The organism is Streptomyces sp. NPDC001843 (assembly GCF_042891955.1).
In the GTDB taxonomy this organism is placed as follows: domain Bacteria; phylum Actinomycetota; class Actinomycetes; order Streptomycetales; family Streptomycetaceae; genus Streptomyces.
Genome location: NZ_JBIATQ010000003.1, coordinates 334,810 through 353,152, shown reverse-complemented (window position 1 = coordinate 353,152; position 18,343 = coordinate 334,810). Strand labels below are relative to the sequence as shown.

Here is an 18,343-nt window from a genome sequence, read left to right as displayed (position 1 = left end):
GCGAGGACCGGGTCAGTTGTCCCGTTCGATCCACTCGCCGCCGCCCAGCGGGTAGTCGTACCCCGGGCGGCCCGCGTCCGCGCTGGTGCGGAACGGGGTGCCGTCGTCGTCGATGTGGACGGTGCCGTGGCGGCTGCCGCTGGACCAGTCCAGGGTGAGGTCCCAGCGCACGTCGTGCGCCCTGGCGTGGGCGGTGACGTAGAAGACCTCCGGGTCGGACTCGCTGACCTTGTACGGGAAGTCGCGCTGGCCGTTCTTGGCGGTGACCGTGGGGCTGCCGTCGTCCAGGTCGATGTCGAACGACTTGGTGTCGACGCCGCCGCCGCAGCCGACGCCCATCGAGTAGTCGTTCCAGGCGAGCGGCGCGCCCTTGGCGAGGACCCGTATGTGCAACGCCTGCAGGACGACGGTGTCCTCGCCGGTGCCCTGGACGGTGAGCGCGACCCGCTGTTCGCCCGAGGAGACCGCCCCGTACGCGGCGGCCCAGCGCGGGGCGTCCTGCTCGCTCGCCGGCGGGCCGACCTGCTCGGGTTGGCTGTCGACGAGGAAGTGCTGGCTGCACGGGCTGTCGTAGACGTAGGGACGGGTGCCGACGGTGATCGGGACGGTGTCGGAGGTGCTCCCACCGGCGGGCCGTCCCGCACCCTGCTTGTCGTCGCGCTTCGGGGCGCCGGGCCCGGTGCTCCGGGAACCGGTCACCGCGGTGGGGGACTTGGTGGGCGACGCGGACGGCTCGTGTCCGCTCGCGTCGGCGGACGGGGAGGTGGAGGGCTGCCCGGGGGCGCCGACGTCCAGGGGGCTGGTGGACGCCGGCGCCGTGGTGTCCCCGGCCGGGACGGGCGTCGGGTGCAGGGCGTACGCGACGGTGCCCAGCGCTGCGACCACCGCGGCGGAGGCGATCAGCGCGGTACCGCGACGACGCAGCCGGGAGGGACGACGAGACAGCGCGGCCTCGGCCGCCGTGTCGATGACGACCGGCTCACCGCCGGTCTCGCCCTCGGCCCCGTCATTGGATGCGACCTTTTCCTCGGCCCCGCCCTCGCCCCGTCCGGGATCCGCCACATCGGCCGAACCGTCCGGACCGGCGTCCTGGGCCGGCTCCCGCTCCGTGACCTGTTCCGCCCTGCGCCCACGCGCCGCGTCCGCCAGGATCCAGCGCCGGTGGAGTTCCACCAGCTCCTGCGGCGTCGCCCGGCAGACCTTCGCGAGGCGCTCCACCGGTGCGTACTCGACCGGCACCGCGGTGCCGTTGCAGTAGCGGTGCAGCGTCGACGTGCTCATGTGCAGGCGCTTGGCCAGCGCCCCGTAGCTCAGCCCCGAGCGGTCCTTCAGCTCCCGCAGCCGCCGTGCGAACGCCTCGGTCTCCTCGGCCTCCCCTGCCCCTGACACCCGTTCCCCTCATTCCCCGCGTTCCAGTCGCGCGTTCCAGGGTCGTTGCGTTTCCCCTGGTCAGAGCGCGTTTCGGCGTTCCAGCGTCCCCAACTCCCCGCTGTGCGTGGCGGTTGGGACGGATCACCGCACAAGCTTCGGTCATCCAATCACCACCGCCACCCGAACACCGAAGGGGCACGCAACATGTCCAATCTCCGCACCTCCCGCATCCGTTTCGCCGGCGCCGCCGCGACCGTCGCCATCGCCGCGCTCTCCTTGAGCGCGTGCAGCGACGGGACCGGTCTCCACACCGAGCCCCGACCGGCGGCCGGCTCCGCGAGCCACTCCGCCGCCGCCCCCTCCGCGGGCTCCTCCTCCTTGACCACCGCGGCCCCATCGAAGGGCTCGTCCTCCTCGAAGGGATCGTCCGGCTCGAAGGGCTCCGCCCACTCGAACGGCTCGTCCCTCTCGAAGACCTCGGTCTCCTCCAAGGCGCCCGCCTCCACGGGCGCTCCGGTCACCTGTGAGGGGTCCAACACCCGGACGGTCGCGGCCCCCCTGAACCGCCCCGTGAACCACATGCTGCTCACGGTGACCAACACCGGCAGCAAGAGCTGCTACCTCTACGGCTACCCGTCCGTCCGTTTCGGCGAGGCCCAGTCCGTGCCGCCGGTCATCGAGGAGTCGAAGCCGCAGGCGGTCATCACACTCCAGCCGGGCGAGTCCGGGTACGCGTCGGTGAGCCTGTCCGCCACCGACGGCAGCGGCTCGAACGGCCGCACCGAGAAGACCCTGACCGTCTACTTCCAGGGCCGCTCAGGCAACGGAAGCGCCGGCACGGCCGCCCACCCGTCACTCCCCGCGAAGGGCGTCTACGTCGACGACTCGCTCAAGGTCTCGTACTGGCAGCAGTCGATGGACGACGCCGTCAGCTGGTGACGACGCCCGGGCCTCAACCCTCACCAGCCGCCCCGGTGCCCCGGCGGAAGTCCTCCCAAGCCTGCCGCTGGATCTCCTCGGCGTCCGACAGCAGCCCCTCCAGGGGCTCCGCGGCCGTCGCGGAGGGAGCGGGCAGCCGCGTCAGCGTGTCGTAGAGGTACGCGCAGGCTTCGGCCTCGGTGTCACAACGCCGGATGACACTGTCCTGGGAGCGTTGCCGCAGGCCGACGGTCCAGGCATCCGCCTCCTGCCGCAGGAAGTAGTAGGCGTCGGGCTGGACGGGCACGTCGTGGACACCGGCGATCTCGTAGAAGGCCTCGGGAACGCCCGCCTGGCGGAGTCGCGCGACGAGTTCTGCTCTGTCCATCGGGCCCCTAGGTCAGCTCCTTCAGCTTGTGCGCGCTGACGAGCGTGGGGATCGTGTCCGTCGTCACGTACTGCAGGCCCAGACCGGGCTGGCCGAACCAGGGACGGATCGGGCCGGCTTCGACGGTGAACGGCTGGTCCACCCGGTAGAGGTGGTAGCTGAACGGATACCTCGAGACGTAGGTGTCGAGATTGCTCGGCGGAAGCGCACGCTTGACGTACGGGGTGCCCGCGGGGGCGAGGAAGTTGCCGAGACCGCTGCCGAAGAGGTCGACCAGCTGCCCCTTGCGGAGTGTCACGGGACGCTCGACCGGCTTGCCGTTCTCCAGCACGAAGCCCTGGTGGTCGGGGTACCACCAGCCCGACTTCCCCGTCGTGGGATCCGTCTGCCAGTAGCACCCGAGGAACCAGTAGGCGGAGGTGTCGTCGGTGCGCTGATAGCCCCTCAGCATCGCGCCGATGGCGCCCGACTGGGGGAGGTACTTCGGCCCCAGCCGCCAGTCGTCGAGGTAGTACCGCTCGTGCGCCGTCGTCGGCGCGGAGTTGGTCCCGCGGGCGCGCTCGGCGGTCGGGCAGTACGTGCTGTGCCCCGGCCGGGTGTGGTCGGTCTGGGCCGTGGCCGGGGAGATGCCGGTCAGCAGGAGGAGCGATGCGAGGACGCTCCCCGCGAAGGCGCGCAGTACGCGCATCCGGTGTCCCTTTCCCTTCTGACCGGACGACCGGCCTCGTCGAGTGACAGGACCCAGTTCACGCGCGGCGTACGCCGACGGAGCGAAGGCCTCGCGGGAAGTCACCCGAACCAGTGAGCGGAATTGCTCGGACGGCCCAACGCAAAATCCAACATCCCTGTCTAACAAGTGAGTTGGAAGGAGCGCCCTGCTGTGCGCTCCCCCTCCACATCTCGATCAGCCATTCGACTCCAAGCTCCAGAAGGAACTCATGCGTAAATTGACGTCGATCGCCGCCGGCGCCGTGCTGGCATTCGCCGGGCTGACGACGGTGGCCGGTGCCCCCGCCCAGGCCGCGGGAGATCCGCAGTACGTGGCTCTGGGAGACTCGTACGCATCCGGGGTCGGCGCGGGTTACTACGACCCGGCCAGTGGTGACTGCAAGCGCAGCACGCTCGACTACCCGGCCCTGTCGCAGGCCGCGCACCCGCAGTACACGCTGAAGGACGTCTCCTGCAGCGGCGCGACGATCGCGGACGTACGCAACGAACAACTGTCCGCCGTGAACAGCGACACCGACGTGGTCACCCTCACGGTGGGAGGCAACGACGCCCAGTTCTCCACCGTGGTCCAGGACTGCCTGCTGAACACGGACAGCTACTGCAAGACGGCCACGTCGTGGATGTCGTCCTACGCCACGAACCAGATGGTGACCGAGCTCGCCGGTCTGTACAAGGACATCAAGTCCCGGGCCCCGCAGGCCAAAATCATCGTCCTCGGCTACCCGGAGGCGGTCTCCCCGACCGGGACCTGCCCGGTGATCGACCTCAGCCCCGCCAAGCGCGGCTACATGAACGGTTTCGCCGACGCGCTGGCCGCGGGCACCAAGGCCGCGGCGGCGCAGCAGTCGGTCACGTTCGTCGACATGCGCGACACGTTCAAGGGCCACGGGGCGTGCGGCTCCGATGCGTGGATCAACGACCTGAACAACGCGTCCGAGGTCTTCCACCCGAACCTGCAGGGTTACCTGTCGGGTTACTCCGACCAGCTCAACAAGGCCTGGGGCTGATCCGTCGGCCGTCCCCTGGGCCGCCCGGGCCGATGACCGGCCCGGGCGGCCGTACCGTCGAACGTCCCGTACGTGCGGATCACCGCCGGCGCGGCCGTCACCACATCCGCGGCGCCGATCACGGCGGACGCGTAACGCGGAAGCACCCCCACCGCGTGTAAGAGGTGACGTCCGACCATGAAGGGACACACGTGAGGGAAGCACCCGCGGACTACCTGGAGTTCGCAGCCGCCCGCAGCGGGCCTTTGTTCCGGACCGCCTGCCTGCTCACAGGCGACTGGCATCTCGCCGAGGATCTGGTTCAGGAGACCCTCGCCAAGATGTACCGGTCCTGGCGGCGGATCAGCCGGGTGGAAGCCCCGGTGGCCTACGCCGACACCGTGCTGGTGCGGACCTTCCTCTCCCAGCGCCGCCGCCGCAGCTCCACCGAGCGCCCCAGCGACCGGCTGCCCGAGGCGGCCGGCCCGGCGCGGGACGCGGAGCTGCGGATGACCCTGCTGGACGGCCTGGCCCGGATGACGGCCAAGGACCGTGCCGTACTGGTGCTCCGCTACTGGGAGGACCGCTCGGTGGAGGAGACCTCACAGGTCCTGCACGTGTCGCCGGGAGCCGTTCGGGCCCAGAGCAGGCGTGCCCTGGAACGGCTGCGTGCCCTGCTCGGCGATCAGTTGGCCGACCTGACCGCATGACGAGCACGGTCCGGCGGCGCTTCCTCGCGCCCGGGCCGACCGACGCCCACACGAACGGAGATCCACCATGTCACGCAACGAGGACCTCGACGAAGGGCTGACCCGCGCCATGAGCCGCGCCGCCGGCGAGTTCCCGCCCCACTCCGCCGACCTGGTGCAGCGGTCCGTCGCGCGGGGCCGGCGGATGAAACTGGTCCGCGCCACCCAGGTCGCCGCCGCCACGGCCGTCTTCGCGCTGGTCACCGTGGGGGGCACCATGATCGCCACGGGCGCCGTGCACGGCGTGGGTGGTGACGGCACCCAGGGGCAGTCGAGGCCCGGCGCCTCAGGGCACTCCACCGAGCGGTCGTCCTCCGGCGCGCCGGTGTCGATCAGCGGGGAGGAGATGGTCAGTACGCTGAAGAGTCTGCTGCCGCCCGGCGGCACCGTCTCCGACGCCTCGGGACGGGGGACGCGGTCGGACGGTCCCTTCGTCTCACCGACCGCCGAACTCACCTACTCCACCGGCAAGGGGTCCTCCGGCATCGACATCCGCCTCGCGCGGCTGGATCCCGGCGTCCCCGCGAACCAACAGGGCGATGGTCTCTGCTTCCCGGTCGAGGTGCGCCCGTACGACAAGTGCACCACCCGGAAGCTCACCGGTGGTGCGGTGCTCAGCACCACGAAGTCGTTCACCTACCCCAACAGCGACACCGGGCAGAAGCGCTGGTACGTGGTGTACACCACCGCCGACGGGGTGCAGGTGACGGTGGAGGAGTTCGGTGGCGGCGGCGAGAAGGGCTCGACCAGCGGAGCCGAACCACTCCTGTCGACCGACCAGTTGACCTCCATCGCGCGCAGCCGGTCCTGGGACAGGGCGATCGCCGCGCTGCCGACCGACGACGGCCACTCCACGGACCCCTCGGCCGGGACGAAGCACGTACCCGGCACCCGTATGACCAGTGTGCTGAAGTCACACCTGCCCCATGCCGGGATCATCTCCGACCTGGACGCGAGCGACGACCTGGTTGAGCTTGTGTACGACGACGGCCGGGGGAAGAACATGGTGGAAGTCGACGCGCAGTACAACATGACCGCCTTGCTGGCCAAGGACATGGGCTGCACCGGTGTCGCCGGTGACTGCGAGGCTTGGACCATGCCCGACGGCACCAAGGCGAAGAAGGTCAAGGGGCACTCGGAGAAGGGCGGTTCGGCCACCGTGTGGCTGGTCGACATCCTGCGTCCGGACGGCCGCCGGGTGGCGGTGCGGGAGGTCAACTCGTACGCCGAAAGCGCCCCCGTGACGCGCCCGGAGCCGGCGCTGACAATGGACCGGCTGCTGGCCATCGCGCTCGACGAGCGGTACTTCACCGGCTGACCGTCGGCTCGGCCGATGGCGGTTCGTTTTCCGGGGCCAGCCCTCCGTCGGCCGCCGGACGCGGCCCCGCGCCCGGGCGTTCAGACGGAGCTGGAACTGCCCGCCGATTCGCCGGCGGCACGGCGGTACTCGGCGTTGATGCGCTGCGCTTCCTCGAGCTGGTCCTCGAGGATGACGATGCGGCACGCGGCCTCGATCGGGGTCCCTTTGTCGACGAGCTCACGGGCGCGGGCGGCGATCCGCAGCTGGTAGCGGGAGTACCGGCGATGTCCTCCCTCCGAGCGGAGCGGAGTGATCAGACGAGCGTCACCGAGGGCTCGGAGGAAGGCGGGAGTGGCGCCCAGCATCTCGGCTGCCCGGCCCATCGTGTACGCGGGGTAGTCGTCGTCGTCCAGACGATCATTCAGTGGGTTGTCCGATGTCATGTCACCTCGCTGTGCAACGCGTCGAGGGGCCCTGGTGCCGTACGGCACCAGGGCCCCGAAGGAAATTGAACACCATCTGTCGGCCCTACTGATGTGCCGACCTTCTGTTTCCGCTACCCGGCCCGGCAGGGCGGAGCGGGGGATCGCAGCTGCGTGACCGGGGACCACCATCCAATCCGGGGTCTTGCGGTACCCGGGCCGAGTGTCTCGGGCCGGGCGATCCTGATGGCGTCTGTCCTCCGTTCCTTCTCGGGATCAACCACTGCTGACCTGCGTACTTCGTATTCAGCCACCCGCCACTTCGTGTCTGGCGGGTCCCGTTCGACCTTGTCTATGAGAAAAAGCGTATCCACGCCAGGAGGGAATGTCTACTCTGGCAAAGGTAGATTTCATCCTTCCAGCGGATGAGCAAGCCTGCCGCAACCGGCACTCTCAGTTACTCGGAACCGCCTCCTCCTGCCGTCGGCGCACCTGTTTCACCCCCCTCGGGCGGTGGCGGTACGGGTGGGCCGAATATGCTCTGCTGCCATGTCGAATCCTGATGAGCTGCTCGTCGCGATCTGCGCCGCGGTGGAGTCCGAGGGAAGCAATCAGATGTCGCTGACCGTGGTCGTCGGCGGCACTGTCATCACCGGCCGGCTGGCTCCCGAGGCCGTGTGGCGGGAGCGGGTGGCGGAGGTACTGAAGGACTCGGACCGTCTCGGCCCGTTCTCGGACGTCTTCGCGCGCGGTCCGCGCGGCAAGCGCCCCGATCGCGGTGCAGCGCCCACGCATCTGCACTTTCATCTCGCGCGGATCCTGCAGGGCAGCCTCGGGATCCCGGAGACGGGCGGCATGTACCGAGTCGCGATCAAGGACGTCAGCGCATGGACCGTGGGCGACCTCAGCTACTTCGACGAGTGAGACACCGTCTCCACTCCGTTGTCCGGCCCACGGTTTCCGAGCGGACGGCGGCACAGCGGTGGGGGCCCTGCCGACCCGCGTCGGCAGGGCCCCCACCGGGCTCCTGAGGGAGGATTCCCGCCCGTCCTCACACCGCCCCGGGGCCGGTGCCGCCGAGCAGTGCGGACGCGGTGCGGAGGCGACCGGGACCGCTGACGCCCACGGGTGCGGCCTCGGGGCGGCCGTGGCAGGTGAAGCCGAGGCGCGTCATGGCCCTCGTGACTTCGCCGGCGGTGAAGTCACGGGGGTCCAGTCGCGTGATGACCTGGCCCACCTGCTTGACGGGGTAGCGGCGGCGGCCGATGGTCACGGACTCACCCGTGACGAGGTCGGGCCGGACGCCCTCCATCGCGGCCGTCACACCGGCCTTGGTCAGGTCGAACGGGTACTGGGCGATGACGCAGCGCATGGTGCCTCACAGGGGAGAAGTCGCGGGAGAAGTGGCGGGAGAAGTCGCGGGGAGGAGGAGAACGGGCCGCCCAGGGCGGGGAGGATCAGCGCGAGAGGGCGCATGCGCCCGGAGCCCGCCCGTACGCACCGATGCCGCCGGGACGGGCGCCGGACGAGGGCAGTGATCCGTCGAGGACGTCCCGCAGACGGATTCGGTCCGTGTATGTGGGACTGTCGCGGAGAACGGTGAGCCGGACCTGGGTGATCAGACCCGTGCTCTGGTCGTCGCCGTCGCACACGGTCAGGTACTCGACCCGGGCACCCGCCATCACGGCCAGAGCCACCTCGACGGTCATGTCGTCACATACCCGAGGCCCGTGCCCGTCGATGTCCTCGACCATGGTCACGGGGGCGGGCTCCGGCATACGGGACTGCGGCCGCGCTGGCGTCAACGGTGTCTCCTTGGGGTGAGGATGGTCGGCTTGGTGGCCCTTGCGGTCACTTCGGCTCCCGGGAGGCCACGGGGCTCCGGGGACGGACCCTAGGCAGCCGAGTCGTTCCCGGGCCGCCGCTGTGCCCTGCGGCGCACCCCCGGGCCGACGGGCCGGCCCTGGCCGGTGCGGCCGCGACGGTCCCGGGACGGCGACGCGCGGCGGGTGCGTTCCACGACCGGCGCGGTGATGACCACCGGGATCCCGGAGGGCGCCTGGGCGCCTGTGATGCGGCTCAGCTCCGCCTCGCCCGAGCGGACCGGGGTGATGCGCGGGGTGATGCCGGCCGAAGCCATCAGCCGGGTCATGCCGCGGCGCTGCGCGGGGGTCACCAGGGTGACGACGCTGCCGGACTGCCCGGCGCGGGCCGTACGGCCGCCGCGGTGCAGGTAGTCCTTGTGGTCGCTGGGCGGATCCACGTTGACGACCAGGTCGAGGCTGTCGATGTGGATGCCGCGGGCCGCGACGTTGGTGGCCACCAGGACGGTGACGTGGCCGTCCTTGAACTGTGCCAGGGTGCGGGTGCGCTGCGGCTGGGAACGGCCGCCGTGCAGGGCCGCGGCGCGGACGCCGCTGTTCAGCAGGTCCTTGGTCAGCCGGTCCACGGCGTGCTTGGTGTCCAGGAACATGATGACCCGGCCGTCCCGCGCCGCGATCTCGGTGGTCGTGCGGTGCTTGTCCGCGTCGCGCACATGGAGCACGTGGTGCTCCATCGTGGGGACGGCACCGGCCGACGGGTCGACCGAGTGGACGACCGGGTCGGTCAGGTAGCGGCGGACCAGCAGGTCGACGTTGCGGTCGAGGGTGGCCGAGAACAACATCCGCTGGCCCTCGGAGGGCACCTGGTCGAGCAAGGCGGTGACCTGGGGCATGAAGCCCATGTCGGCCATCTGGTCGGCCTCGTCCAGAACCGTGATGCCGACGTCGGTGAGCCGGCAGTCGCCCCGGTCGATGAGGTCCTTGAGCCGACCGGGGGTCGCGACGACCACCTCCGCGCCGGCGCGCAGCGCACCGGCCTGCCTGCCGATGGACATTCCGCCGACGACGGTGGCGAGCCGCAGGCGCACGGAGCGGGCGTAGGGCGCGAGCGCGTCCGTGACCTGCTGGGCCAGCTCACGGGTGGGGACGAGGATCAGGGCCAGTGGCCGGCGGGGCTCGCCGCGCCGGCCCGCCGTACGGGCCAGCACCGCGAGGCCGAAGGCGAGGGTCTTGCCCGACCCGGTGCGGCCGCGACCGAGCACGTCACGGCCGGTCAGGGAGTTCGGCAGGGTCGCCGCCTGGATCGGGAAGGGCGCGGACACGCCCTCCTGGCCGAGCGTGGTCAGCAACGGCGCCGGCATGGCGAGATCGGCGAACGACTCGACAGCGGGCAATGCGGGTGTGACCGTCTCCGGAAGCGCGAACTCGCCCCCTGCGGACTGCCGCTCTCCGTACCCGTTGGAGCGGCGTGGAACGCCGGAGCGGCCCGTTGCCGTACTTTCCCCGAAACGGCTGTACGTGCGATTGTTCTGGGTGCGAGTGGCGCGTGTGCGGTTCATACGGAACCTTCCCTGATGCGGGCACGTGTCAAGGAATTTCCGCAGCGGAATGAGCGGCGCAGGGAATCGCGAGAACGGGCCGAAAACGTTGGGGGTGAATCGCCCCGGGAATACGGCGAGCCGGGACCCGCACCCCAAGGTGCGGGTCCCGGCTGCGAAGTATGCGGCAGTGCCGGTGCGTCAGGCGGGAACGATGTTCTCGGCCGTCGGGCCCTTCTGGCCCTGCGCGATGTCGAACGACACCTTCTGGCCTTCCAGCAGCTCCCGGAAGCCCTGGGTGGCGATGTTCGAGTAGTGGGCGAAGACGTCGGCGCCGCCGCCGTCCTGCTCGATGAAGCCGAAGCCCTTTTCGGAGTTGAACCACTTCACAGTGCCAGTAGCCATTTTGTTTCTCCTTCGGAGACGGTGTCAGGAATACACTCTGTGCGCATTCCGTGTCGCCGTGATGATCGGCCGTCGGAAAAACCTAACTGGCAACCACACCCGCAACTGATGACGACAGTAGCACGTCGGTGTCGACCCTGCACGGAAAGTAATTCTGTACCGCCTGTGGCCGCAGGAATATTTATCGTGTGCCGCGTTGATTTCTCATGTCGCGAGTACAGAATTTTTTCCCCGAGCGCGGTCCGCGGCACCGGCGTCGGAGGCGAGGAACGTCGCCAGGGCCGCGATGTCCGCGATCCGCGGGGAGCGCTTCGTCATCCGCAGACTGTCCAGGTGGGAGTCCGTCGATCGCGCCGTCGGCCGCGGCGGTGCCCCCCCATCATCGGGCTGCCGTTGCCCAACGCGCTGTCCAGGCAGAGGAGCACCGGCGAACACCTCCCGCGAAGGTGACGCATTCGACTCCCCATAGGCGCGCTGACGGCACGCCTGCGAGCACTACGACGCCACCCGCACGCTAAAGCTTCACCGCACCGGGAAGCCGAAGGAGTAGCCCTGTTCCTTGAGCCAGGGGAGGACCCGGCGCAGGGCCTCGACGGTCTGGGAGCGGTCGCCTCCCGCATCGTGGAAGAGGACCGTCGGCCCGTTGGACAGCTCCTGCTCGACGGTGGCGACGATGGCGTCCGTGCCCGGCCGCTCGAAGTCCTTGCTGTCCACGTTCCAGCCCAGCGGGCGCATGCCCCGGGAGGCGGCCAACTTGCGGCTGTACGGGGTGAAGGCCCCGCCGGGCGCCCGGTAGTACATCGGCCGTACGCCCCCGGAAGCCTTGGTGATCATGCGTTCGGCGTCGAGGATCTCCCGTGACTGGTAGGCCTCGGGCTTCTTGTCCATGGTGGTGTCGTGCGACACCGAGTGGTCGCACAGCCGGTGCCCGGCGGCGACCACCTTCTTCACGAGGTCCGGGTGGGCCTGCGCCTGCGTCCCCACCATGCAGAACGTGGCCTTCACCCCGTACTCCCGCAGCACGTCGAGCACTTGAGGCGTCCACGCGGGGTCGGGCCCGTCGTCGATGGTGATGTTGACACCGTGCTCGCCCTTGTCCGAGGCGTGCGCGATGGTCACGTCGACCGGCTTGACGTCACTGGCCCGCTTGGCCGACGCGCCCGCCTTCGGCGACGAGCCCCCCACTGAACCGGCCTGCGCGGTCCACACCGAGGCACCGGCAGCGAGCAGCGTCACCCCGAGCGCCGCACCGACCACCTTGCCGTACCAGCCCCGCCTACCGCCGTGCCGCGCCATCTCCGCCCCGCTCCCCGTTGTTCCCCGACCGTTCCCCGGTGCCTCTGATCAGCATGACGAGGATGAACGGCCCTTGGATACGTCCGTTACCGACCGAGGACAATTCCGGGGGAGTTCACGGACAACCCGACGATCAGCGGCGGGGCTCGTGCCAGTCGGCCCGGCCCCGCCTCCCCCCTGCCCAGCGGAGTGCCGCGCTCGCCCTGAGCGCCTGGGCCGTCCTGCCTGAGAGGACATCAAGTCCGTTTGGGCACAAGGCGGGGGAGGGGTGGCAGGAGTCCGCCTACGTCTTCACCACCCGCACTGGTCGCCCGGTCGAGCCGCGCAACCTCTACCGCGGCACGGCACCGCGACGCTCCTCACGGCGGCCGGAGTCGCGCCCCGCGTCGTGATGGAGATCCTCGGGCACCCGCAGATCAGCATCACCATGGACGTCTACACCCACGTCGTCCAGGACACGCAGCGGGAGGCCATGAGCCACATGGATCGGCTGCTCAGGAGGCGCCCCGGTCGTCAGTGACCGCTCCCGTTGATGTCAGCCGTGGATGTCAGATGGGGATGTCAGGCCGGCCGGGGCACGATGCTCACCGCACGGTAGTCGTACCCGTCCTGCTTGAAGCCGGGAGCCTCCCACCCGAGGTCCACCTGTTGCCCGGGTGACAGCGTGCGGAAGCCGGTCACTTGGATGTCGGAGTAGTGGCCGAAACAGCCGCCAGGGGTCTCGGGGCAGTCGAGCACGCCCCAGCCTTCCTCGTCGTTCCACTCGCGGACAGTCGCAGTCACCATGGACGGCACCTTACGGGCTTCGTCTGCGCCCAGGGCACTTGGTACCTCAGCTTGGGAAGCTGGGTTTCCTGGTGGCAACTGTGCTGACCTGCGACGGAGTGGTGTTGGAGATATGTTCCCACCTGGGTGGGCTCCCGCCGTTCCCCGTGGCTCCCCACTGGGTCTGGCACGCATCTGGCACGCCTGCGTGGGGTTTCACCCGCAGTGGGTGAGGCGACGGTCACGGGCTTGCCGAACGCTTGGCGTGCACAGGTCCGTGGCGGCTCCCTGCCGTGTCGTCACGGCGTCCCTGACCGAGCCGGAACGGTTCCAGCTCCGGAGGGATGGTTTCATCCCCGGCCTGTCCGGGGGCGGACCGGAGACTCGTCCGGGACCCAACCGACGGTCGGGCTTCGCCGATGGCCACGAGGTGACCTGCCAGCGCCGGCCGCGCACCACCTGAAGCACCGGATGGCCCGGACACCGGGCCGGTACTTGACTGATTGACCGTCGCGGGGAGCAGTCATGTGGTTGAACATGAGGTGTGCGATTCGATTCCGTTCCCATGCCGGCGACCGTCGAGGCCAGGCCTCGTGACAGCCGTGGTTATCCCGTGCCCGCGATCACCCCGTGGGAGGGTGACGAGCCGCAGTTCGCGCTCACCGACTACGGGCGCAGCGCCGAGTGTGCACGGCGGCGTCTGTGTTCCGTGTGCAACACGCTGATCCCCAGGGGGCCGGTGTGGCGGGTGGTCGGGGCCGCGGAGAGTTCCGCGATCCGCGAGGCGCTTGCTGCCGGGCGGCCGTACCGCAACATGGCGGCGACGCTGGAGGCTCCGGGGCACCGTGCGTGCATGCTGTACGCCTCGATGGTCTGCCCGTACCTGGCTCGCCCCAACGCGCGCCGGGGGCTGACGGCGGAGAACCCGGACGACATGACCGCGCATGTCGTCCGGGGTGCCGTTCGTGGGGTGATGGGTGCCGTGGTGGGGTTCGGTGACTACGAGTTCGCCGTCACCAAGACCCAGGTCCTCTTCCGCTTTCTGGACGTGGTCGAGTATCTGCCGCATGACACGGCCGACCAGCACCTGCCGGAGCTCCAGGCCGAACTCGCCCGCCTCGGCGGCCGGTTGGGTGGCGGTCAGCCGCGGTAGGCGGGCAGACCGGTGTGGCTGGAGACCTTGACGGGCTTGCCGAAGCCGTGGGCGGTCTTCGTGATGGTGTACGTACCGGTCGGGGCGCGGAAGGCGATGGTCTTGCCGTTCGGCGACCAGGTGGGCTCGGTGTAGTCGGTGGTGGCGTCGGGGGTGACGTCCTTGGTCACCTTGTGGGAGCCGCCGAAGTCCTCGACGAAGAGGTGGTCGTGCCCGTGGACGGAGCGGACGAAGACGACCTCCTCCTCGTCGGGGGCGAGCGCGGGCTCGGAACCCTTGGTCAGCGCGCCGCCCTGCTGCCGCAGGTAGTCGTCGCGGATGTAGACCTCGCCGGTGTGGGTGTTCTCGTAGACGGCCGTGCCGTAGCTGCCGCCGACGTTCGGCCAGGTGTTGTCGGTCTGGGGGACGTTGCCCTCTCCCGGGTCGCCGTTCAGGCTGATCTTGGCGGGCTTGCCGTGGTTGCTGGTGGCCTTGATGCCCTCCAGGACGGTGTGGCCGTGGACCTTGGCCGAGAAGATGAGGTTGTTCTTCGCGGGGATCCGGTTCGCCCGGTCGGCGGCGGTCACCTGCCAGGTGGGGTGGGACCAGGTCTGCCCGCCCGGGTTGGCGGCGACGGTGACGCGGTGGCTGCCGTCGGGGTCGGAGACGACGAGGTCGCCGTGCCCGTCGATGAAGGCGGCCTTGCTGCCGCTGGGGTTCCAGGCCAGGTCACGGACGATGGTGCCGAAGTCGATCGATCTGCCGTTGACCACGACGTGGCGGGTGCCGTCGCTGATGGTGAGTCCCCTGGGCACGGTGAGTGTGCTCGAGGACGGAGCGGCCGTCGCGGTGGCGGCCGTGCCGGCCAGGGTGAGCAGTGCGGCGGTACCCGCGGTGACGACGGCTGCGGTGCTCCGGCGGTGACGGTTACGAGCGGACATCAGGTCCCCCAGTGGTGTGAGTGACTCGGCGATGAGGCTGATGAGGGTGTCGCGGGAACCGCCCGCCGTCCCCGGGACCTCAACCGGTCCGATCGGCCTGCTGCCCTTCGCGATGAGGGAAGTCTTCCAGCGGAGAGTGACGGCGCTGTGCGCCCACCGTCACGACTGTGCAATAGGGAGTCGGCTGGGAGGAAGGACGTCCGGCCGCCGGGTTCGCGGGCGGCGCCTCACTTGTGCTTGGCGCAGTCGTAGAGGGTGAAGGTGCCGTCGGTGCGCAGGCCGTAGGCGGTGGGCCGGATGCGGGTGCAGTGGGACTTCACCCAGGTGGTGGCGGGCGTGGTGGGGCGCTGGGTGGTGAGCAGCGCGTAGCGCAGCTGATGGGTGGTCACGAGGTTGCCGAGCTGCTGGGCGGACGGGAAGGGGGTGCTGCCGGTGAAGCCGCCCATGACGAGGATGGGTTCGGACTTCGCGCGCAGCAGGGGCTCGGCGGTGTAGGCGGCCTGGGTGGCGAGCAGGTACTTCTCGCCGTGGCGGTGCTTGGTGAGGTAGTCGAGCAGGGCGGTGTCACGGGCGCTGGGCTGGTCGAGCCCTATCCTCCGCGGAGCGCGATGGGGATGCTCGTTGTACGACTTGCCGACCGGACCGGTCATCGGCGAGGTGGTGGCGCCGGCGTAGAGCGGGTCGAGGCTGGAGAAGGCCCAGCCGGCCGGTACGACCAGGGTGGCCGCGATCCCGGCGGCGAGGGCGGCGTGGATCATGCGCGGGGAGGTGCGCGGCCCGCGGCTCCACAGGCCCACCACACCGCACAGCGCGAGCATCACGGCGACCGGCAGCAGCCAGGAGACGAATCGGGTCGGCCAGTCGAGCATCAGCGCCCACGCCGCCGTCAGCGCGATCGCCGCCGGCAGCACCAGGTGCCGTCGGCCGGCCGCCTCCTGCTCCGTCGCCGGCTCCGTCTCGTGCTCCGCCTCCCGCTCCGGCGTGTACGTCGTGTCCAGCTCCGGCGCGTACGTCGTCGGCAGCCTCAGCGCGTACGTCCTCTCCAGCTCGGTCTCGTGCTCCGCCTCCCGCTCCCTCTCGTGCTCCGTCGCCGGCTCCGGCTCGTGTTCCGCCTCCCGCTCCGGCGCGTACTTCGCCTCGTACTCCGACCGGAAGAGCGCGAGGCCGCCGCCGGCCAGGGCGGCGAGCGCCGGGGCGATGACGGCCGTGTAGTAGGCGTGGTTGCCGTTGGAGACGCTGAACACCAGGGCGTGCATGGCCAGCCAGCCGCCCCACAGCAGGAATCCCGCGCGCGTCAGGTCGGTGCGCGGCCTGCCCGCGCGCCGGGTGACGCCCAGGACCGCGGCCAGTACGGCGAGCGGCAGGAACCAGGCGATCTGCGGGCCGACCGTTTCGTTGATCAGCATGTCCCAGCCGGTGTTGCCGGTGGTGCGGCTGGCGGCGGTGCCCGCGACGGCGCCGAACGCGGTGGGGTCGCTGGTGAAGCGGCTCAGGCCGTTGTAGCCGAAGACCAGGGCGAACGGGTTGTTGTCGGACGTCCCGTCGAGGTACGGGCGGCTGGAGGCCGGTGTCGCCGAGGCGATCAGCATCCAGGAGCAGGAGACCGCCAGCGCGACCGCCCCGCCCACCAGGAGGCGCACGGCCCGGTGCAACGGCCTGCCGGGCGCGGCGAGTTGGTAGACGACGGCGAAGACCGGCAGCACCAGCCACGCCTGCAGCATCTTCGCCTGGAAGGCGAGCCCGACCCAGATCCCGCAGGTGATCATCGGCAGCAGCCGCTCGGTGCGCACCGCCTTCTGCAGCGCCCCGGCGGCCGCCACCAGGAGCAGGGTGAGCGCGGTGTCCGGGATGGTGGCACGGTTGAGCACCACGGTGACCGGGGTGAGGGTGAGCACCAGCGCGGCGATCAGCGCGGCGAACGGCCCGGCCCAGGCCCGTACGATCCGGTGCAGCAGCCATACGGTGAGCACGCCCTCGACGACCTGCGGAAGCGCGACGGCCCAGGTGTGCGGGCCGAAGAGCCAGACGGAGATGGCGTCGGGCCAGAAGGCGCCGGGCAGCTTGTCGATGCTGATCGAGCCGGCGGCGTCGAGACCACCGAAGAAGAACGCACGCCAACTGGTGGCCATCGAGCGTATCGCCGCACCGTAGAAGGGGTGGAGCGCGGCGTGCCCGATCCCCCAGGAGTACAGCGCCGTGGCGACGGCCAGCACCGCGGCGAGCGCCGGGCGCTCCCAGCGCGGGGCGTCCTCCGGCCGGCCGGGGCGGCGGTTCGCCGCCGGGCGGCTCTCCTGCACTCCGGTGGGCTGGGCGGCGGGGATGGCGGTCATGGCAGTGGTCCTCGGATCAGCAGGTCAGGTGAGGCGGCGGTGCACACGCGGCTCGGTCTCGGGCGCTTCGGTCACAGACGGGCGACGTCACCTACGGCGACATCACACACGGTGAGTCACACGCCCCGAGTCACAGCCGGCGCGCCGCCCGGAAGCCGCGGGCGTAGAAGTCGGTGCCGTCCAGCAGCGCGTGGCCCGACAGGTCACCCAGGGTCGGGCCGTTGGCGGCGGAGCGGCTGGAGTAGAAGCGGTGCCGGCCCTGGTCGTCCAGTCCCATGTACATGCCGACGTGGTCGATGAAGTCCGGCTTGTCCTTGATGATGGCGAAGAAGACCAGGTCGCCGGGTTGCAGGGCGTCCAGGTCGGTGGCCTGCTTCGTGCCGGTGTGGGGGATCACCACGCGGCCGGGACCGTAGGCGGCGATGGCGTAGGCGCGGCGCGGCAGGCCGACGCCCTTGGTGTTCGTCTCGTGCATGGGGATGCCCATGCGGTAGCCCCACACCAGACGCTGGAAGCCGGAGCAGTCGACACAGCCGTAGCGGGCCTTCTCCGGCTGCACGCGCGTGCCGTCCGGGAAGGTCCAGTCGATGCCCAGATAGTCGTAGAAGTCGGACTGCTCGTCGTAGTAGGCGAAGTCCAGCGGGTTCTTGACCGCGGAGTTGCGCGGCCCGAAGTGCGCGGTGCCCGCGTAGCGCACGCCGTCCTTGTTGTGCTTGTCGGGCGCTCCCGCGCTGCTGTACTGGAACGCCACGGCGAAGACGTCCGGGCTGCTGTCGACGAGCGTCTTGCGGAACCAGCCCTTGAACCAGGCGGACTTCTCCATGCCCCGCTGCCACGCGTGCGGAAGCACCCGGACCCAGGCGTCCGTGGTCACCTTGGCCTCGGTGGTCCGCGGCTCGCTGAAGGTCCGGCTCGGCCCGGTGAGTACGGCAGTACGGGCGCCGTCGGTGAACGTGGCGAGCGTGCCGCCGTCGCCGGCCCGGACCACGGTGCGGTCGGGGGAGGACAGCCGCTCGAAGGTGTGCGGCCCGGTGGCCCGGGCGCTCGGGTCGGAGCCCGCGGCGGCGGCGGACGTGCCGTCGTCGTCGCCGCCGTGCCCGAAGCGGTCCCAGGCGATTCCGCCCGCCACCCCGGCGGCCGCCACGCCCGCGATCGTCCGGAACACGGCGCGGCGAGTCGGCTGACCGCTTCGCCTGCCGGCATGTTCGGAGTGCATGACCGATCCTCCTGGGACTGTGAGGTGAGAGGGG

The 18,343-nt window shown here is 70.4% G+C and carries 19 protein-coding genes and 1 pseudogene; 7 read left to right on the top strand and 13 right to left on the bottom strand.

The window, feature by feature from the left end; translation table 11 throughout:
- Positions 1-12: 12 nt before the first annotated feature.
- Positions 13-1,389: a helix-turn-helix domain-containing protein gene (locus tag ACFYZQ_RS10125; RefSeq protein WP_389144097.1), complete on the bottom strand. Its 1,377-nt coding sequence runs from the start codon at positions 1,387-1,389 to the stop codon at positions 13-15.
- Between the two features lie 186 nt (positions 1,390-1,575).
- Here ACFYZQ_RS10125 and ACFYZQ_RS10120 point away from each other — a divergent pair, with 186 nt between their 5' ends.
- Complete coding sequence (locus ACFYZQ_RS10120; protein WP_389144094.1) at positions 1,576-2,310, top strand: DUF4232 domain-containing protein; 735 nt, start codon at positions 1,576-1,578, stop codon at positions 2,308-2,310.
- 13 nt (positions 2,311-2,323) lie between these two features.
- Here ACFYZQ_RS10120 and ACFYZQ_RS10115 read toward each other — a convergent pair whose 3' ends face one another.
- Together ACFYZQ_RS10115 and ACFYZQ_RS10110 are read right to left on the bottom strand one after the other, a co-directional pair.
- The gene (locus tag ACFYZQ_RS10115) at positions 2,324-2,677 is read right to left on the bottom strand and encodes a hypothetical protein (protein WP_389144091.1); all 354 of its coding nucleotides are present in this window, start codon (positions 2,675-2,677) and stop codon (positions 2,324-2,326) included.
- 7 nt (positions 2,678-2,684) lie between these two features.
- The gene (locus ACFYZQ_RS10110; protein WP_389144089.1) at positions 2,685-3,365 is read right to left on the bottom strand and encodes a TNT domain-containing protein; all 681 of its coding nucleotides are present in this window, start codon (positions 3,363-3,365) and stop codon (positions 2,685-2,687) included.
- A gap of 250 nt (positions 3,366-3,615) precedes the next feature.
- Here ACFYZQ_RS10110 and ACFYZQ_RS10105 point away from each other — a divergent pair, with 250 nt between their 5' ends.
- The 3 genes from ACFYZQ_RS10105 to ACFYZQ_RS10095 all read left to right on the top strand — a co-directional run bounded on the left by ACFYZQ_RS10105 (position 3,616) and on the right by ACFYZQ_RS10095 (position 6,459).
- Positions 3,616-4,413: an SGNH/GDSL hydrolase family protein gene (locus ACFYZQ_RS10105; protein WP_389144086.1), complete on the top strand. Its 798-nt coding sequence runs from the start codon at positions 3,616-3,618 to the stop codon at positions 4,411-4,413.
- A gap of 191 nt (positions 4,414-4,604) precedes the next feature.
- Positions 4,605-5,102 (top strand): SigE family RNA polymerase sigma factor, encoded by a 498-nt coding sequence (locus ACFYZQ_RS10100; RefSeq protein ID WP_389144083.1) that lies wholly within the window; start codon positions 4,605-4,607, stop codon positions 5,100-5,102.
- Positions 5,103-5,169: 67 nt separating this feature from the next.
- Positions 5,170-6,459 carry a hypothetical protein gene (locus ACFYZQ_RS10095; RefSeq protein ID WP_389144080.1) on the top strand — a complete coding sequence of 430 codons (1,290 nt, stop codon included), beginning with the start codon at positions 5,170-5,172 and terminating at the stop codon, positions 6,457-6,459.
- A gap of 80 nt (positions 6,460-6,539) precedes the next feature.
- Here the strand turns inward: ACFYZQ_RS10095 and ACFYZQ_RS10090 are convergent, their stop codons facing one another.
- Positions 6,540-6,884 carry a MerR family transcriptional regulator gene (locus tag ACFYZQ_RS10090; RefSeq protein WP_389144077.1) on the bottom strand — a complete coding sequence of 115 codons (345 nt, stop codon included), beginning with the start codon at positions 6,882-6,884 and terminating at the stop codon, positions 6,540-6,542.
- Positions 6,885-7,412: 528 nt separating this feature from the next.
- On the opposite strand from ACFYZQ_RS10090, the gene ACFYZQ_RS10085 reads away from it, so the two are divergent.
- Positions 7,413-7,787, top strand: a complete 375-nt coding sequence (locus tag ACFYZQ_RS10085) for a hypothetical protein (RefSeq protein WP_389144074.1) — start codon at positions 7,413-7,415, stop codon at positions 7,785-7,787.
- Positions 7,788-7,914: 127 nt separating this feature from the next.
- On the opposite strand, the gene ACFYZQ_RS10080 is transcribed toward ACFYZQ_RS10085, so the two are convergent.
- The 5 genes from ACFYZQ_RS10080 to ACFYZQ_RS10060 form a co-directional block, all read right to left on the bottom strand.
- Positions 7,915-8,235 carry an SCO5918 family protein gene (locus ACFYZQ_RS10080; protein ID WP_389144071.1) on the bottom strand — a complete coding sequence of 107 codons (321 nt, stop codon included), beginning with the start codon at positions 8,233-8,235 and terminating at the stop codon, positions 7,915-7,917.
- An 85-nt stretch (positions 8,236-8,320) separates the two neighbouring features.
- The gene (locus tag ACFYZQ_RS10075) at positions 8,321-8,641 is read right to left on the bottom strand and encodes a CBS domain-containing protein (RefSeq protein ID WP_389144738.1); all 321 of its coding nucleotides are present in this window, start codon (positions 8,639-8,641) and stop codon (positions 8,321-8,323) included.
- Between the two features lie 116 nt (positions 8,642-8,757).
- Positions 8,758-10,245, bottom strand: coding sequence for a DEAD/DEAH box helicase (locus ACFYZQ_RS10070; RefSeq protein ID WP_389144069.1), 1,488 nt, complete (start codon positions 10,243-10,245; stop codon positions 8,758-8,760).
- 180 nt (positions 10,246-10,425) lie between these two features.
- On the bottom strand, positions 10,426-10,629 hold the full coding sequence (locus tag ACFYZQ_RS10065; RefSeq protein ID WP_184848139.1) for a cold-shock protein: 204 nt from the start codon (positions 10,627-10,629) through the stop codon (positions 10,426-10,428).
- 522 nt (positions 10,630-11,151) lie between these two features.
- Positions 11,152-11,925 (bottom strand): polysaccharide deacetylase family protein, encoded by a 774-nt coding sequence (locus tag ACFYZQ_RS10060; RefSeq protein ID WP_389144066.1) that lies wholly within the window; start codon positions 11,923-11,925, stop codon positions 11,152-11,154.
- 122 nt (positions 11,926-12,047) lie between these two features.
- On the opposite strand from ACFYZQ_RS10060, the pseudogene ACFYZQ_RS10055 reads away from it, so the two are divergent.
- Positions 12,048-12,445, top strand: a pseudogene (locus tag ACFYZQ_RS10055) (tyrosine-type recombinase/integrase); the annotation flags it as partial.
- A 41-nt stretch (positions 12,446-12,486) separates the two neighbouring features.
- On the opposite strand, the gene ACFYZQ_RS10050 reads toward ACFYZQ_RS10055, so the two are convergent.
- A complete protein-coding gene (locus ACFYZQ_RS10050) occupies positions 12,487-12,711 on the bottom strand; it encodes a cold-shock protein (RefSeq protein WP_389144063.1) in 225 nt (74 codons plus the stop codon).
- A 592-nt stretch (positions 12,712-13,303) separates the two neighbouring features.
- On the opposite strand from ACFYZQ_RS10050, the gene ACFYZQ_RS10045 reads away from it, so the two are divergent.
- Entirely contained in the window at positions 13,304-13,843 is a 540-nt protein-coding gene (locus tag ACFYZQ_RS10045) for a hypothetical protein (RefSeq protein WP_389144060.1), read from the top strand.
- Here the strand turns inward: ACFYZQ_RS10045 and ACFYZQ_RS10040 are convergent.
- From ACFYZQ_RS10040 to ACFYZQ_RS10030, 3 genes are all read right to left on the bottom strand, one after another.
- Positions 13,831-14,763: a hypothetical protein gene (locus tag ACFYZQ_RS10040; RefSeq protein ID WP_389144057.1), complete on the bottom strand. Its 933-nt coding sequence runs from the start codon at positions 14,761-14,763 to the stop codon at positions 13,831-13,833. The two genes, ACFYZQ_RS10045 and ACFYZQ_RS10040, sit on opposite strands and share 13 nt — an antisense overlap.
- 227 nt (positions 14,764-14,990) lie before the next feature.
- Positions 14,991-17,093: an ArnT family glycosyltransferase gene (locus ACFYZQ_RS10035; protein ID WP_389144054.1), complete on the bottom strand. Its 2,103-nt coding sequence runs from the start codon at positions 17,091-17,093 to the stop codon at positions 14,991-14,993.
- 130 nt (positions 17,094-17,223) lie between these two features.
- The gene (locus ACFYZQ_RS10030; protein WP_389144051.1) at positions 17,224-18,309 is read right to left on the bottom strand and encodes an NlpC/P60 family protein; all 1,086 of its coding nucleotides are present in this window, start codon (positions 18,307-18,309) and stop codon (positions 17,224-17,226) included.
- Between the last annotated feature and the right edge of the window lie 34 nt (positions 18,310-18,343).

Excerpts from the sequence above, each read along its gene's own strand:
- ACFYZQ_RS10080 (WP_389144071.1), bottom strand. The coding sequence starts at position 8,235 with ATGCGCTGCGTCATCGCCCAGTACCCGTTCGACCTGACCAAGGCCGGT.
- ACFYZQ_RS10065 (WP_184848139.1), bottom strand. The coding sequence starts at position 10,629 with ATGGCTACTGGCACTGTGAAGTGGTTCAACTCCGAAAAGGGCTTCGGC.
- ACFYZQ_RS10085 (WP_389144074.1), top strand. The coding sequence starts at position 7,413 with ATGTCGAATCCTGATGAGCTGCTCGTCGCGATCTGCGCCGCGGTGGAG.
- ACFYZQ_RS10050 (WP_389144063.1), bottom strand. The coding sequence starts at position 12,711 with ATGGTGACTGCGACTGTCCGCGAGTGGAACGACGAGGAAGGCTGGGGC.
- ACFYZQ_RS10095 (WP_389144080.1), top strand. The coding sequence starts at position 5,170 with ATGTCACGCAACGAGGACCTCGACGAAGGGCTGACCCGCGCCATGAGC.
- ACFYZQ_RS10040 (WP_389144057.1), bottom strand. The coding sequence starts at position 14,763 with ATGTCCGCTCGTAACCGTCACCGCCGGAGCACCGCAGCCGTCGTCACC.
- ACFYZQ_RS10030 (WP_389144051.1), bottom strand. The coding sequence starts at position 18,309 with ATGCACTCCGAACATGCCGGCAGGCGAAGCGGTCAGCCGACTCGCCGC.
- ACFYZQ_RS10110 (WP_389144089.1), bottom strand. The coding sequence starts at position 3,365 with ATGCGCGTACTGCGCGCCTTCGCGGGGAGCGTCCTCGCATCGCTCCTC.
- ACFYZQ_RS10105 (WP_389144086.1), top strand. The coding sequence starts at position 3,616 with ATGCGTAAATTGACGTCGATCGCCGCCGGCGCCGTGCTGGCATTCGCC.
- ACFYZQ_RS10035 (WP_389144054.1), bottom strand. The coding sequence starts at position 17,093 with ATGACCGCCATCCCCGCCGCCCAGCCCACCGGAGTGCAGGAGAGCCGC.
- ACFYZQ_RS10090 (WP_389144077.1), bottom strand. The coding sequence starts at position 6,884 with ATGACATCGGACAACCCACTGAATGATCGTCTGGACGACGACGACTAC.
- ACFYZQ_RS10075 (WP_389144738.1), bottom strand. The coding sequence starts at position 8,641 with ATGCCGGAGCCCGCCCCCGTGACCATGGTCGAGGACATCGACGGGCAC.
- ACFYZQ_RS10115 (WP_389144091.1), bottom strand. The coding sequence starts at position 2,677 with ATGGACAGAGCAGAACTCGTCGCGCGACTCCGCCAGGCGGGCGTTCCC.
- ACFYZQ_RS10120 (WP_389144094.1), top strand. The coding sequence starts at position 1,576 with ATGTCCAATCTCCGCACCTCCCGCATCCGTTTCGCCGGCGCCGCCGCG.
- ACFYZQ_RS10060 (WP_389144066.1), bottom strand. The coding sequence starts at position 11,925 with ATGGCGCGGCACGGCGGTAGGCGGGGCTGGTACGGCAAGGTGGTCGGT.
- ACFYZQ_RS10070 (WP_389144069.1), bottom strand. The coding sequence starts at position 10,245 with ATGAACCGCACACGCGCCACTCGCACCCAGAACAATCGCACGTACAGC.